Here is a 13,939-nt window from a genome sequence, read left to right as displayed (position 1 = left end):
GCTATTGAGAGTCATTCGCAGAGTCAATGCTAATGCGACTCCTTCGCAACGTCGTCGCAAAATATACCAAATTGTCGCAAACTGTATCGGCGCGGGCCGGGCGTGCGAAAGCAGCGCGCCGAGCGGCATTCGATCAGCGAAAACAATTGCTTACGCGGTGGCCGAGCTGCGCGCGGCTAGCGGCTCATCAGCCAGCTGCGGATCGCGCTGGCGAGATTGGGCGGCCCGTCCGCCCCGATCCGGGCATGATCGATCGCCGCGACCAGTGCGTTGAGCGGCAGGCTGCGCTCGGCAGCCGCGGCTTCCAGCGCGTCCCAGAAGACCGGTTCGAGGCTGATCGAGGTCTGGTGCCCGGCAATGGTGACCGATCGCTTGACCGGCCCGGCAAAGCCCCCGGGCGGGGCATCGACAATCACCGCCCAACTCCGCTCCGTTCGCCCTGAGCTTGTCGAAGGGCCGTCCTTCTATCTCCCGCAAAGGAAGAAGAACGGTGCTTCGACAAGCTCAGCACGAACGGTGAAGGACTATACCCACCCTCATTCCGTATCGAACAGTGCGGCCAGCTGCTCGATCATCGTGCCGGCCAGCTGCTCGGCATCCATGATCGTCACCGCCTTCTGATAATATCGCGTCACGTCATGCCCGATGCCGATCGCCACCAGCTCGACCGGTGAGCGCGTCTCGATCCAGTTGATCATCTGGCGCAGGTGCCGTTCCAGATAGCTGCCCGAATTGACCGACAAAGTGGAATCGTCGACCGGCGCGCCGTCGGAGATCACCATCAGGATCTTGCGATCCTCGGGCCGCCCGATGATGCGGTTGTGCGCCCATTGCAGCGCCTCGCCGTCGATATTCTCCTTGAGCAGCCCCTCGCGCATCATCAGGCCCAGCGACTTCTTGGCGCGGCGCCAGGGCTCGTCGGCCTGTTTGTAGACGATGTGGCGGATATCGTTCAGCCGTCCCGGCTGCGCCGGGCGCCCGTCCGCCAGCCATTTCTCGCGTGCCTGCCCGCCCTTCCACGCGCGGGTGGTGAAGCCGAGGATCTCGGTCTTCACGCCGACGCGTTCCAGCGTGCGGGCAAGGATATCGGCGCTGATCGCGGCGATGCTGATCGGCCGGCCGCGCATCGATCCCGAATTGTCGATCAGGATGGTGACCACCGTGTCCTTGAACTCGGTATCGCGCTCGCTCTTGTAGCTGAGCGACAGCATCGGATTGACCACCACGCGTGCCAGCCGCGCCGCGTCGAGGATGCCTTCCTCCTGATCGAAGTCCCAGCTGCGGTTCTGCTGCGCCATCAGCCGTCGCTGCAGCCGGTTGGCGAGCTTCGTCACCGCGCCCTGCAGATGGACGAGCTGCTGGTCGAGATAGGAGCGCAGCCGGTCCAGCTCCTCGGAATCGCACAGCTCGGTCGCCGCGATCTCCTCGTCGAACTGGCGGGTATAGGGCTTGTATTCGAATTGCGGCGGCAGATCGGACCAGGGCCGGTTGGGCCGCACGGGCATCATCCCGTCCTCGCCCGCATCCCCGTCCTGGCCTTCGCCATCGTCCATCGCGTCGGACTGGTCTTCCTGTCCCTGCTGGTCGCTTTCCTCGCCGTCGCGCTGCTCGCCGCGCGCCTCGACTTCGCCTTCGCCCTGCTGCGCCTCGGACTCACCCTTCTCGTCGCCCGAATCGTCCTGGTCCTCGGTGCCCTCGTCGTCGCCGCCGCCTTCGTCGGCTTCGTCGGGGATCAGGTCGCCCTCGGTTAGCTCGAGATCCTGCAGCAGCCGCGTGGTCAGCGTGGCAAAGGCCTGCTGGTCGTCGATCGCCATGCCCAGCGCGTCGAGATCGCCGCCCGCCTTCTCCTCGATCCAGTCGCGCACCAGCGCCATGCCCATCGCGGCGTTGGCAGGGGCCTCGCGTCCGGTCAGCCGCTCGCGCACCATCAGCGCGATCGCGGTAGACAGCGGCACTTCGTCCTTGTTGCGCGCCCGGCTGATCGGATCGGAGCGCAGCTTCATCTCAAGGCTGTGATCCAGATTGGCCGCGATCCCCGCATAGCCCTTCGATCCCAGCGCCTCGATCCGCGCCGTCTCCACCGCGTCGAACACCGCGCGCGCCACTGCCTCGCGCGGTGCGCTCCGGTTGTGCAGCGCGCCGTCATGCAGCTTCAGCCGCAGCGCAAAACCATCGGCAAAGCCCCGCGCCTCGGCCACCTGTTCGGGCGGCAGGCTGCGCGAGGGCATCGGCACCTTGATGCTCTTGCCCGATTGCAGCGGCGCATCCGCAGTGAAGGCCAGCTCGACCTCGGCATTGTCGGCCAGCGCGCGGGCGGACCCGCCCAGCACGTTGCGCAGCTTTTCGAGAGGAGAGTCGGCGGACATATGCCGCGCAAATGGCGGACAGCGCCGCCCCGATGCAAGCCCTATCCGGCGCGGCGGGCAATCTCGCCCGCAAGATCGCGCACCCGCGCCCGCAATTCGGGCGGCGCGATCACCTCCGCGTCGGTGCCCAGCCCCAGCACCAGCAGCGCCGCCTGATCGATGCTCTCGACCGGCAGGGTCACCCGGTCCCCGTCCGCGCCGCGCACTGCCTTCGCCGCATAGGCGCCGGCCTCGCGCAACCGCCGCATGCCTTCGGGCGTGAGCCTGAGTTCCGCGGTCAGCGGCCGCAGCCCCTGTTCGAACCGGGCCAGCGAGTCGCGCCAATGCGATGGCAGGTCGAACCCCTCCGGCCGATCGAACCGCGCCTCGGTCACCGCCTGCGCCAGAATGTTTGAGACCCGGAAGGTGCGGATCTTCCCGCCGCCCTCCGCCACCAGATACCAGGCACCCGCCTTCAGCACGAGGCCGAGCGGCGCCACATGCCAGTCGCCCGTCGCCCGCCAGCTCTCATAGGTCATGGCGATCCGCCGCTGCTCCAGCACCGCACGGGCCAGCGCGGGCAGATGGGCGACGTCCTCCTCCTCGCGGTACCAGTCGAGCGTATCGACATGGAAGCGCGCGCTCATCCGCCCGGCCTCCTCGCTCAGCGCCGGGGTCAGCGACGCCATCAGCTTGGCCGAAGCCCGCGACGCCGCCGGCCCCAGCCCCATCGCCGCCGCGGCACCCGGCAGGCCGATCACCGGCAGCGCCTGCGCCTCGTCCCCGCCCAGCCCGGTCAGCCGCGTCCGGTATCCGTCGAGCAGCTGGAAACCCCCGCCCGGCCCGCGCTCGCCATAGACTGGAATGCCCGCCGCGCTCAGCGAATCGATGTCGCGATAGATGGTGCGCACCGAAACCTCGAACTCCTCGGCCAGCGCCTCGGCGGTCAGCCGGACGCGCAACTGGAGCAGGATCAGGATCGCCAGCAGGCGGCTTGCGCGCATGAAAATCCGTATAGCCGAAAAATCCTGACGGAAACTGTCAGCTATGCCGGCCTAACACCAGCGGAAAGGGAGAGAGACATGACCCGCCGCAACGTTCTTCAAAGTGCCGCCATCCTGACCTTGCTGCCCCTGCCCGGCCTCGCCGCCCCGGCCCCCGGCACCGGCAAGCCCGGCGAGTTCGACTGGCTCGCGGGCGAATGGAAGATCGCCAATCGCAAGCGCAAGGCCGATGGCAGTTGGGACGAATTCCCCGGCGAGGCGACCTGCTGGACGATCCTGGGCGGCGTCGGCAGCGTCGAGGAACTGCGCATCCCCGCGCGCGACTTCAGCGGCATGGGCCTGCGCCTGCTCGACATGGACAAGCGCGTGTGGAGCGATTTCTGGGTCAATGCGAAGAGCGGCGCGCTGGGCACCGCGGGCCTGACCGGCGGCTTCGCGAACGGGGAAGGCATCTTCGAGTCCGAGGACACGGTGGACGGCAAGCGCATGGTCTATCGCGGCGTGTGGGACCGGATCGTCCCGGGCAAGTCGCACCGCTGGTATCAGGCCGCTTCGTCCGATCAGGGAAAGAGCTGGGACGTCGGCTGGATGATGGACTGGACCCGCGCCTGATCCGTCCAGCGGCTTGCCTTTACCGCCCTCCTGCCTAAACGCTCACGCGTGATCGGGAGGGGTATATGCGTAAACTGAAGCTGCCATCGGGCATCAAGATGCCCGGCTGGGGCCAGATGACCGAGGCCGAATATCGCGCCAACCTCAACGGGCTGGGCATCTTCTTCGGCGCGGTGCTGGGCTTCGTGATGGCGGGCACCGAGACGCTGGGCGTCCGCGACTTCGCCTTCACCCTGTTCTTCACCGCGACGCTTGTGATCTCGATCCTCTATGTCAACTCGAGCCGCAGCCGCATCAGCTATACGCTGATGACCGCGGGCCTCATCGCCGCCCTGCCCTTTGTGCTCGAAACCGTGCTTTCGCCGGGCGCGCAGATCCCGCCGCGGCTTCAGCCGACGCTGGCGGTGTGGCTGGGAATCGCGATCGTCGTCGAACTGATGCCACGGGCGAAAGAAGATCAGGGCGCGCAAGACAACCAACCATTGCGCTAAGGAAACAGAAGGCTAAGATCGCGCCCGTGGACAAGAGACTCGTCAAGTGGCTGGTTTATACATGCCTAATCGGGCTCGTACCCGTAATTGCGAGGGCATTTGTTTGGAGCGTGTCCAATGGAACAATTCAGCCAGTTGCAGTTGGAGATTTAATTGCCTTCGGTCTTGTATTACATGTTTCTATTATAAATGAAATCGAAGGGTCAAATGAAATTACCGATGGCTGGAAGACTTTTCATAACGGCATATCGATTGTATTCATAACGCTATACGGCCTTATGTTGGGTGTGACAATCTACCCAAACTTACCGATTAATGAATACGCGCTCATCCGAAACACAGCGATAATGTCTTCCGTTTCATTCATGCTATCTCTATCGATATTCTATAGCTCGATAGATAGATCGGCAGAATCCTCATGAAGATATTCGATCTGTTTATAGAGTATATGCCGATAATAGTGTCCGCTTGCGGGATACTTGGCGCAGTTCTCCATGTAAAATCGGTACGATCACGATATTATCGCGAATTTATGAGACGAAGAAAGCATGATTAGAAATTTCATCTATCTCGACTCAGGGAAACTTCGCTCCTACTCCTCTCAAATTTTCGAGGGGGTCACTGAGCAAGTGGTTTCTCATAATGGCTTTGCCACGCAAAAGTCAGAGTCTCAGAAAGGACCGCTCAATAGCGGCAGGCTACTAGCTGATATTTTTTCCCAAGAAAACTCTTCCTCTGAATTAAAATTTCTGGAAGATCATGCATACACGCTATTCGAAGATAAGCTCTTCGAGAATAAATCCGTCACCGATTTAAATATTAAGTCTGGTAAATCTGATATTTTGACTAGCTTTGTAAGGGTCACTGGCAATCTGACCCTTAATGATCTTGCAGCGTCCTGCAGAATGCTTAAGAATTTCAATGACTTTGGCGAAGCAATGTGGCGAATCACAAACGAGCCCATGCTTTCAAATCTCGGAGGTAAAATTTCCTCCGATGGTGAGGCCAAAAAGAAGGCCAGCGAAATTGGACTTCAAATGCATCAGAAAGTTGCTGATGCAGCAGCCACTCTTCTTGATTTTGGCTTTCAAGGATTGCTTGAAGCCCATGTAAACGGACCACATGGGCTGTTCTCTGCGCCTCTGAAACGTCAGTTCTTACGCGAACCGGAAGAGATGCTGGTTCATAAATATTCTAGAGTTACTGAGATCGATTTTACGATCTTGGGACTAATAACTCAACGAGGTCGAGTTGCCCATGAAGAAGCAACCCCACCCGATGTCAAAGACGCGGATGGCATAAAAGAAGCTATGCGCGCGCTATCGCTCCACCTCCGTACAGTTGAGAATTTCTTCTCCGCGCCTTCTAGCAATGAGATTATCATCGATCCCATTGCGATTTTCTCTGTACTTTAGGCCTTCGCCACCACGCTCTCCGGCAAATCCGTCCCGAACACGCGCTGGTAATATTCCGCCACCTGCGCCCGCTCGGCTTCGTCGCACTTGTTGAGGAACGACAGGCGGAACGCGAAGCCTACATCCTTGAAGATCAGCGCATTCTGGGCCCAGGTGATCACGGTGCGCGGGCTCATCACGGTCGAAATATCGCCGTTGATGAAGCCCTTGCGGGTCAGGTCGGCCACGCGGACCATGTTCTCCACGGTCTCCTTGCCGCCCTCGTGATCATATTCGCCGGACTTGGCGAGCACGATCTGCGCCTCGACCGCGGCAGGCAGATAGTTGAGCGTGACCACGATGTTCCAGCGGTCCATCTGGCCCTGATTGATCTGCTGGGTGCCGTGATACAGGCCACTGGTATCGCCCAGACCCACCGTGTTGGCGGTGGCGAACAGGCGGAACCACGGGCTCGGGCGGATCACGCGATTCTGGTCGAGCAGGGTCAGCTTGCCCTCGGTCTCCAGCACGCGTTGGATCACGAACATCACGTCCGGGCGCCCCGCGTCATATTCGTCGAACACCAAAGCCGTCGGGGTCTGCAGCGCCCAGGGCAGCAGGCCTTCCTTGAACTCGGTGATCTGCTTGCCGTCCTTCAGGACGATCGCGTCGCGGCCGATCAGGTCGATGCGGCTGATATGCGCGTCCAGGTTGATGCGGATGCACGGCCAGTTCAGCCGCGCCGCGACCTGCTCGATATGGGTCGACTTGCCGGTGCCGTGATAGCCCTGCACCATCACCCGGCGATTGTGCGCAAAGCCCGCCAGGATCGCCAGCGTGGTGTCGCCATCGAACACATAGGCCGGATCGAGATCGGGCACGCGCTCGTCCGCCTCGCTGAACGCGGAGACTTCCATGTCGATGTCGATGCCGAAAACGTCGCGCACCTTCACCGTCCGGTCGGGGGCGTCCATGATCGTCGTCTGGCGGCTGTCGGGCTGGGTGTTCGGGATATCGGCCATTTTCGTCTCTGTTCCTGTCCGTCCATGGGGCGGACTCGGATTGCGGGTAGAGATTTGGCTGCGTCACCGCAACGCCAAAGGCTTTCCTTCGCGGGCCATTCGTGACACCTTGACGTCACTTCGGCTGAGTCCCCGCAGAGGGGGGAGCCAAAAGGGGAAAGCCATGGTTGGAAGATTTGCGCCTTTGGCCGCGCTGTTGCTCCTTGGCGCCTGCTGGGGCCCGGCCCCGACTCCCAAGCCTTCCCCCACGCCCAGCCCGACCCCGACTCCGGCGGTCGCGTTCGTCGGCGACCAGACCTTTTCCTGCTCGGACCGGCTGGCACAGGCCGAATGGATGATCTGCGGCAATCGCATGCTGATGGACCTCGATCACCAGCTCGCGGTGCAATGGACCGACAAGGCGCGCGGCGCATCCCAGTCGCGGCTCGACGTGCAGGAGGAAGACCGCTTCGCCTTCGAGGACGAACGCAACAATTGCCGCGATGTGAAGTGCATCGCCGCAGTCTATCGCTCCGAGATTCGCGGCGGCGGTACGATCATCGCCCCGCCCCCCACCGAGCGGCCCAAGCCGATCATCCGCAAGGTGGTGAAAAAGGTCTATGTGAAGCCGCGGCCCAGGCCGCACCGGCCGATCTACAACAATCGCGACGAGCATCCGAACGACAACCGCAAGAGCTGCGCGCTGGTGATCGGCCTGCCCCGCGCCGAACGCCTCGTCGCCGCCTGCAATCGCGGCTCGGGCAACCGCCAGTGCAGCGTGCTCGACAGCTGCGAGGATCTGCGCGCGGGTAGGCGGAACTAAGGGACGCCTTCTTCTCCCTCTCCCGTTTTCACGGGAGAGGGTCGGGGTGAGGGTCTTCTTCTTCTGCCTTGCCCAGACCGAAGAAGAAGACCCTCACCACTGCGACTAGGCAGCAAGCTGCCAAGTCTCGCTGCCTCTCCCGCGAAAGCGGGAGAGGGTGAAACTAGCCCTCAACCTTCGCCGGCAGCGGAAACCAGCCGGTAAACCGCTCCGCCAGCGCGCGATCCCCGCGCACCGTCAGCACGCCGGCACCTTCGGCATCCGCAATCGGCCGTCCGCCATAAACCACCGAGGCAAGGCTCATCGGATCGCTGTCGAACACCAGTTCCGCGCCCTCGACACCGGCACGGCGGATCTCGATCCATCCATTCGCGATCTGCGCCAGAAAGCTCTCCGGCCCGAACACAAAGCCGATGCTCGCCGTCTCGTCGCCCACCCGCTCGGCCGAGATCATCGTGCGGAACGAGGTCATCAGCGACGCCGCCGACAGCGGCAGCGTGGTATCGTGATCCGGCGAGCGCGCGGCCCAGCGGCCGAGTTCGCGGATCGCGGTCTCGCTCTCATAGCCCCAGGGGGTCAGCTCATAGATCTGCACCGATGCCGGCGGCGGCAGCTTCTTGCGCACCAGAATGCCCGAAGCCTCCATGCCCTCCAGCCGCTGGGTCAGGATATTGGCGCTGATGCCCGACAGGTTCGCCTTCAGCTCGCTGAACCGCCGCCCGCCATAGAGCAGCTCGCGAACGATCAGCAGCGACCAGCGTTCTCCCACCAGCTCCAGCGCCAGCGCAGTCCCGCACGCATCGTCATACCAGCGATTCCGGGCGGCCTTTTCAGATGGAGTCACTTTTTTTAACTTCATGGTTGTTTTTTGTAACTCTCTCGGGCAAAAAGATCAAGCAAGCGATTCGCAGCCCCTCGGAAGCTGAGGTTTAGGCGACCGCCGACAGGAGATTTCGGATGACCAGGAAACTCTTCATCAGCCTGCCCGTCTCGAACGTCGCTGCATCGCTCGCCTTCTACGAAGCGATCGGCATGACCCGGGACCCCGCCTTTCCCAGCAGCGAGAATGGCGCGGCGATGAACTGGGGCGATGCGGTCAGCTTCATGCTGGTCAGCCATGCGGCATTCGGCGGCATCACGTCGAAGACCATCGCCGATACCCATGCGGTCACCGCCAATCTGTTCGCGCTTTCGATGGACAGCCGCGACGCGGTCGATGCCATCTTCGAGGCCGCGCTCGCCACCGGCGGACGCGCGGTTCACGGGGTCGAGGACGAAGGCTTCATGTACAGCGTCGGGTTCGAAGACCCGGACGGTCATGGCTTCGGCCCCTTCTACATGGAGCCCGCCGCGATCCCCGCCTGATCCGGATCAAGCCGCCGGACGACGCATCCGATCCGGCGCCCCTTTGGACGATTCTCGACTCGACACATCATGGCCGCGGGACCGAAATGCCCCCGGCTCGACTAGGCCCGATAGGAGAGACCCGATGACCCAAATGATTTTCGTCAACCTGCCCGTTTCGGACGTGGCGAAGTCGACCGCCTTCTACGAAGCGATCGGCTGCACCAAGGATCCGCGCTTCAGCAACGAGATGGCATCGTCGATGCAGCTGAGCGACACGATCGTGTTCATGATCCTGTCGAAGGACTTCTTCCAGACCTTCACCCCGAAGGCGATCGCCGATTCCTCCGCAACCACCGAGGTACTGATCTGCATCTCGCGTGACAGCCGCGAAGCCGTCGATGCGATCGTCGAAAAGGCAGCGGCTGCCGGCGGCAAGGCCGATATCCGCGAGAAGCAGGACATGGGCTTCATGTACGGCCGCTCGTTCGAGGATCCGGACGGCCATATCTTCGAGCCGATGTTCATGGACATGGAAGCCGCGATGTCCGCTTTTGCGGACGGCCCGGCGCACGAACAGGCCTGAGCGGGGAACTCCCATGTCCTTCCAGGCATATCTGACCAACATCGAGGCGAAGACCGGCAAGGGTCCCGACGATTTCCGCGCATGGGCAGCCGCAAAGGGCTGGGCCGCGGACGGGAAGCTCGTCGCCGGGGTCAAGGCAGGGACGATCACCGACGCGCTCAAGGCCGAGTTCGAGCTGGGCCATGGTCACGCGATGGCGATCTACGCGCTGCTCAAGGGCATGAAAAAGGAAGGCGACGCCTGATCCAATCGCTTTGGGGCCATCCAAGGAGAGACTGACATGACCGACAAGATCACCACCGTGCTGTGGTTCGACATGAACGGCAGGGAAGCCGCCGAATTCTATGTCTCGCTGCTGCCCGACAGCCGCATCGACAACATCATCGCTTCCCCGTCCGACAATCCCAGCATGAAGGAAGGCGGCGAACTGGTCGTCGATTTCACGTTGGCCGGGCGCAGCTATTCCGCGCTCAACGGCGGGCCGAACTTCAAGCCCAATGAGAGCGTCTCGTTCATGATCGTCACCGAGGATCAGGAGGAGACCGACCGGCTGTGGAACGCGATCGTCGGCAATGGCGGTCAGGAAAGCGCCTGCGGCTGGTGCAAGGACAAATGGGGTTTCTCGTGGCAGATTTCCCCGCGCATCCTGCTCGATCTGCTGACTGACAAGGATCACGCGCGTTCGAAGCGCGGCTTCGAAGCGATGATGACGATGAAGAAGATCGACATCGCCGCGATCGAAGCAGCCGCCGACGGCGTCGCCGCCTGAACCAATAATCCAAGGAGAGAGACCATGACCTACGTCGAAGGATTCCTCACCCCCGTCCCCATCGCCAACAAGGACGCCTATATCGCGCATGCCTCCAAGGCTTCGGCCATGTTCAAGGAGTTCGGCGTCGCCCGCTTCGTCGAAACCTGGGGCGATGACGTACCCGATGGGAAAGTGAACGACCTGAAGAAATCGGTGCAGGCGCAGGATGGCGAGGCCGTGCTGTTCAGCTGGTTCGAATATCCCGACAAGGCCACCCGCGACGCCGCCGGCGAGAAGATGATGACCGATCCGCGGATGGCGGACATGGGCAAGGACATGCCCTTCGACGGCAAGCGCATGATCTATGGCGGCTTCGCGTCGATCGTCGATCAGGGCACGGGCGGCGCGATGGGCTATCTCGACGGCTATGTGCTGCCGGTGCCCGAGGGCAACAAGGAAGCCTATCGCAAGATGGCCGAGAAATGCGCCGCCATCTTCCAGGAATATGGCGCCACCCGCGTGCTTGAGGCTTGGGCCGACGACGTGCCGGACGGCAAGCTTACCGACTATAACCGCGCCACGCTGAAGAAGGACGATGAAGGCGTCGTCTACAGCTGGATCGAATGGCCCGACAAGGCGACCCGCGACGCCGCCTGGCCCAAGCTGATGCAGGACGAGCGGATGAAGCCCGATGACGGCGAAACGCCGTTCGACGGCCAGCGGATGATGTGGGGCGGCTTCGCTCCGATCATCGACGATGTGAACGCCTGAGCCGGCCAAGAGGAGAGAAACGATGGGTAACCCGCACGGAAGCTTCATCTGGTACGAGCTGCTGACCAAGGACGCGAAGGCCGCCAAGACCTTCTACGACGCCGTGGTCGGCTGGAACATCGATGCCGAGGCGCCTCCGGGCGGGATGGACTATCGCATGATCAACGCCGCGGACGGCCAGGCCGGCGGCGTGATGCAGCTGAATGCAGACATGGTCGCGGGCGGCGCCAAGGCAGTGTGGCTCGGCTATTTCGGCGTCGATGACGTCGATGCCAGCGTCGCCGCGATCGTCGCCGATGGCGGCGCGGTCCACCTGCCCGCGTTCGACATTCCGAATGTCGGCCGCCTCGCAATGGTCGCCGATCCGCAGGGCATCCCCTTCTATGTGATGCGCGGTGCCAGCGACGAAAGCAGCACCGCCTATCAGCGCATGGGCTTCGGCCATGTAAGCTGGAACGAGCTGATGACGACCGACGATGCCGCAGCACTCGCCTTCTACGAAAAGCATCTCGGCATCACCAAGGTGGGCGAGATGCCGATGGGCGAGATGGGCACCTACAGCTTCATCGCCAATGCCGAGAGCAATGGCGAAGCGATCGGCGCGATGATGCCGGTTCAGCCGAACACCCCACCGGCATGGGGCTTCTATTTCCGGGTGCCGGACATCACCGCCGCCCAGGCCGCGGTCGAAGCCAATGGCGGCAAGGTCGTATGGGGGCCGCATCAGGTGCCCGGCGGCGAATGGGTGATCAACATCATCGATCCCGAGGGTGTGACGTGCGGCCTCGTCTCCCCCAACAAGTACTGAGAGCAGCCCGATGGCCCATGAACTCGTGATCGAGCGCCTGCTCGATGCCCCCGCCAGCGCCCTGTGGCGCGCCTATACCGATCATCTCAACGAGTGGTTCTGCCCGCCGCCATGGCGCGCGGAAGTGACCGCGATGGACCTGCGCGCGGGCGGCCGCTCCTGCGTCACCATGTACGGGCCGAACGGCGAAGTGATGCCCAATGAGGGCGTCTATCTGGAAGTGATCCCCGAACGGCTGATCGTCTTCACCGATGCCTTCACCCCCGGCTGGAACCCGGCGGGCCAGCCCTTCATGGTCGGCTCGTTCGAGTTCGAACCCGAAGGCGACAAGACCCGCTATCGCGGCCGCGCCCGCCACTGGACCGCAGAAGCGATGGAGCAGCACAAGGCAATGGGCTTCGAACAGGGCTGGGGCATCGTCGCCGGGCAATGGGAAGCCGTCGCACGGCGGCTGGCAGGTCTCGGCTGATCGGCGATTGCCTTTCGGCGCCCGCTCGTTTATTTGCGAATGATTCGCAATAAGGAGCGAGCGCATGACCCAGCCCAACGTGTATCAGGTCGCCGACTGGAACGGCAGCAGCGGCGAGCGCTGGGTCGCCAATCAGGTCCGGCTCGATCACATGCTCGCCATTTTCGGCGTCGCCGCGATCGATGCCGCGGCGCCGCTCCCGGGCGAGCGCGTGCTCGATATCGGCTGCGGCGCGGGCGCCACCAGCCTGACGCTCGCCGCGCGGGTCCGCCCCAACGGGCAGGTGCTGGGCGTGGACATCTCCGCCCCGCTGATCGACCGGGCATGGGAGATGGCGCCCGCAGGCGCCGCGCTGGAATACCGCCTCGCCGACGCCAGCACCGCGCCGCTGCCGGTCCATGGCTTCGACCTGCTCTTCTCGCGCTTCGGCGTGATGTTCTTCGACGATCCCGCCGCCGCCTTCGCGCATATGCGGCACGCGCTGGTGCCCGGCGGGCGGCTCGCCTTTGTCTGCTGGCGCACCGCGAGCGAGAATGACTGGGTCCGCCTGCCGATGGGCGCGATCCGCGACTTGCTCCCGCCTTCGCCCGCCCCCGATCCCGAAGCCCCCGGTCCCTTCTCGTTCGGCGACCGCGACCGGATCGCCCGCATCCTCGCTGAAGCCGGGTTCACCGACATCGCCATCGCCCCGTTCGACGCCGTAATCCCCTTCGGTCAGGGCGAAACCCGCGAAGCCGCGCTCGACGATGCCGTGGAAATGGCCTTCGAAGTCGGCCCCCTCTCCCGCGCGCTGAAGGACCAGCCCGGCGATATCCGCGATGCCGCCGCGATGGCCGTCCGCGAAGCCTTCGCCGGGCGTCCGGGCGAAACATCGGTGCTGATCGACGGTGCCGCGTGGATCGTGACCGCCCGCAATCCTTCCTAGAAATCCTCCCCCGCCAGGGGGAGGTGGCGCCAAAGGCGTCGGAGGGGGCGGAATCACTAAAGATAGTGGATCGCTTACCTCCCCCTCCGTCAGCTGCGCTGACACCTCCCCCTGGCGGGGGAGGATAATTCAAGCGAAAGCCGGCGACGCCTTCAACTGCTGATACGCTGCGATCACCTTGGCCAGCGCGGTCTCATAGCTGCGGTCGCCGCCATTGCGGTCGGGATGGAAGCGCCGCACCAGCTCCGAATAGCGCCGCCGCAGCGCCATCCGGTCGGCATCCACGTCGAGTTCCAGCGTCTTCAGCGCCTCGCGGTCCTTGCCCGACAGCGGCCGCCCGTCCTTGCGCTCCACCGGCGTCCTGTCGCGGAACCGCGCCTGGATCGCATCGAGCGGGTCGGAGAAATCGGCCCAGCGCGGCGGCCGGTCCGCGCCGCCGGTCGCGTTGAACGCCCGCGTCTCGCGCTCCCATCCGGCAAAGGGCCGCTGGGCGTCATGGATCTCGTCAGGACTCATGCCCTTGAAGAAATTATAGCCCGAATTGAACTCGCGCACATGGTCGAGGCACAGCCAGCGATACGGCGCCGGCCCGTCGCCCACGCCCCGCGCGCCTTC

Annotated in this window: 19 protein-coding genes and 1 pseudogene; 14 read left to right on the top strand and 6 right to left on the bottom strand. The window is 63.4% G+C overall.

Translation table 11 applies throughout. The features are described from left to right. Positions 1 to 176: 176 nt before the first annotated feature. The 3 genes from P1X14_RS16185 to P1X14_RS16175 all read right to left on the bottom strand — a co-directional run bounded on the left by P1X14_RS16185 (position 177) and on the right by P1X14_RS16175 (position 3,349). On the bottom strand, positions 177 to 413 hold the full coding sequence (locus tag P1X14_RS16185; protein WP_277316444.1) for a ribbon-helix-helix domain-containing protein: 237 nt from the start codon (positions 411 to 413) through the stop codon (positions 177 to 179). 123 nt (positions 414 to 536) lie between these two features. Then, positions 537 to 2,366, bottom strand: coding sequence for a cobaltochelatase subunit CobT (gene cobT, locus P1X14_RS16180; protein ID WP_277316433.1), 1,830 nt, complete (start codon positions 2,364 to 2,366; stop codon positions 537 to 539). Between the two features lie 41 nt (positions 2,367 to 2,407). Next, positions 2,408 to 3,349, bottom strand: a complete 942-nt coding sequence (locus P1X14_RS16175; protein ID WP_277316432.1) for a YafY family protein — start codon at positions 3,347 to 3,349, stop codon at positions 2,408 to 2,410. A 78-nt stretch (positions 3,350 to 3,427) separates the two neighbouring features. Between P1X14_RS16175 and P1X14_RS16170 the strand changes: the two genes are divergently transcribed. The 4 genes from P1X14_RS16170 (at position 3,428) to P1X14_RS16155 (ending at position 5,867) form a co-directional block, all read left to right on the top strand. Then, positions 3,428 to 3,961: a hypothetical protein gene (locus P1X14_RS16170; RefSeq protein ID WP_277316431.1), complete on the top strand. Its 534-nt coding sequence runs from the start codon at positions 3,428 to 3,430 to the stop codon at positions 3,959 to 3,961. A 65-nt stretch (positions 3,962 to 4,026) separates the two neighbouring features. Further along, complete coding sequence (locus P1X14_RS16165) at positions 4,027 to 4,452, top strand: hypothetical protein (protein ID WP_277316430.1); 426 nt, start codon at positions 4,027 to 4,029, stop codon at positions 4,450 to 4,452. Between the two features lie 26 nt (positions 4,453 to 4,478). Beyond that, positions 4,479 to 4,874, top strand: coding sequence for a hypothetical protein (locus P1X14_RS16160; RefSeq protein WP_277316429.1), 396 nt, complete (start codon positions 4,479 to 4,481; stop codon positions 4,872 to 4,874). A gap of 126 nt (positions 4,875 to 5,000) precedes the next feature. Beyond that, a complete protein-coding gene (locus tag P1X14_RS16155; RefSeq protein ID WP_277316428.1) occupies positions 5,001 to 5,867 on the top strand; it encodes a hypothetical protein in 867 nt (288 codons plus the stop codon). Here P1X14_RS16155 and cobS read toward each other — a convergent pair. Continuing rightward, a complete protein-coding gene (cobS, locus tag P1X14_RS16150; protein ID WP_277316427.1) occupies positions 5,864 to 6,868 on the bottom strand; it encodes a cobaltochelatase subunit CobS in 1,005 nt (334 codons plus the stop codon). The two genes, P1X14_RS16155 and cobS, sit on opposite strands and share 4 nt — an antisense overlap. A gap of 163 nt (positions 6,869 to 7,031) precedes the next feature. On the opposite strand from cobS, the gene P1X14_RS16145 reads away from it, so the two are divergent. Beyond that, positions 7,032 to 7,670 (top strand): hypothetical protein, encoded by a 639-nt coding sequence (locus P1X14_RS16145; protein WP_277316426.1) that lies wholly within the window; start codon positions 7,032 to 7,034, stop codon positions 7,668 to 7,670. Positions 7,671 to 7,833: 163 nt separating this feature from the next. Here the strand turns inward: P1X14_RS16145 and P1X14_RS16140 are convergent, their stop codons facing one another. Continuing rightward, positions 7,834 to 8,514: a helix-turn-helix domain-containing protein gene (locus tag P1X14_RS16140; RefSeq protein WP_277316425.1), complete on the bottom strand. Its 681-nt coding sequence runs from the start codon at positions 8,512 to 8,514 to the stop codon at positions 7,834 to 7,836. 113 nt (positions 8,515 to 8,627) lie between these two features. On the opposite strand from P1X14_RS16140, the gene P1X14_RS16135 reads away from it, so the two are divergent. The 9 genes and pseudogenes from P1X14_RS16135 (at position 8,628) to P1X14_RS16095 (ending at position 13,324) form a co-directional block, all read left to right on the top strand. Continuing rightward, positions 8,628 to 9,035, top strand: a complete 408-nt coding sequence (locus P1X14_RS16135) for a VOC family protein (protein WP_277316424.1) — start codon at positions 8,628 to 8,630, stop codon at positions 9,033 to 9,035. A 124-nt stretch (positions 9,036 to 9,159) separates the two neighbouring features. Then, a complete protein-coding gene (locus tag P1X14_RS16130) occupies positions 9,160 to 9,600 on the top strand; it encodes a VOC family protein (protein WP_277316423.1) in 441 nt (146 codons plus the stop codon). Between the two features lie 13 nt (positions 9,601 to 9,613). Further along, positions 9,614 to 9,844, top strand: coding sequence for a DUF4287 domain-containing protein (locus P1X14_RS16125; protein WP_277316422.1), 231 nt, complete (start codon positions 9,614 to 9,616; stop codon positions 9,842 to 9,844). 36 nt (positions 9,845 to 9,880) lie between these two features. Continuing rightward, the gene (locus P1X14_RS16120; RefSeq protein ID WP_277316421.1) at positions 9,881 to 10,369 is read left to right on the top strand and encodes a VOC family protein; all 489 of its coding nucleotides are present in this window, start codon (positions 9,881 to 9,883) and stop codon (positions 10,367 to 10,369) included. Positions 10,370 to 10,393: 24 nt separating this feature from the next. Then, positions 10,394 to 10,741, top strand: a pseudogene (locus tag P1X14_RS16115) (DUF1428 domain-containing protein); the annotation flags it as partial. Positions 10,742 to 10,759: 18 nt separating this feature from the next. Further along, positions 10,760 to 11,122: a DUF1428 domain-containing protein gene (locus P1X14_RS16110; RefSeq protein WP_277316443.1), complete on the top strand. Its 363-nt coding sequence runs from the start codon at positions 10,760 to 10,762 to the stop codon at positions 11,120 to 11,122. 22 nt (positions 11,123 to 11,144) lie between these two features. Then, entirely contained in the window at positions 11,145 to 11,930 is a 786-nt protein-coding gene (locus P1X14_RS16105) for a VOC family protein (protein WP_277316420.1), read from the top strand. Between the two features lie 10 nt (positions 11,931 to 11,940). Beyond that, positions 11,941 to 12,399 (top strand): SRPBCC family protein, encoded by a 459-nt coding sequence (locus P1X14_RS16100; protein WP_277316419.1) that lies wholly within the window; start codon positions 11,941 to 11,943, stop codon positions 12,397 to 12,399. 64 nt (positions 12,400 to 12,463) lie between these two features. After that, a complete protein-coding gene (locus P1X14_RS16095; protein WP_277316418.1) occupies positions 12,464 to 13,324 on the top strand; it encodes a class I SAM-dependent methyltransferase in 861 nt (286 codons plus the stop codon). A 129-nt stretch (positions 13,325 to 13,453) separates the two neighbouring features. Here the strand turns inward: P1X14_RS16095 and P1X14_RS16090 are convergent. Continuing rightward, positions 13,454 to 13,939, bottom strand: a 486-nt coding sequence (locus tag P1X14_RS16090; protein WP_277316417.1) for a J domain-containing protein, incomplete at its 5' end; no start/stop codon positions are given.

Source organism: Sphingomonas sp. AOB5 (assembly GCF_029433115.1).
Lineage (GTDB): Bacteria > Pseudomonadota > Alphaproteobacteria > Sphingomonadales > Sphingomonadaceae > Sphingomonas.
This window is presented reverse-complemented; position numbering and strand designations above follow the sequence as displayed.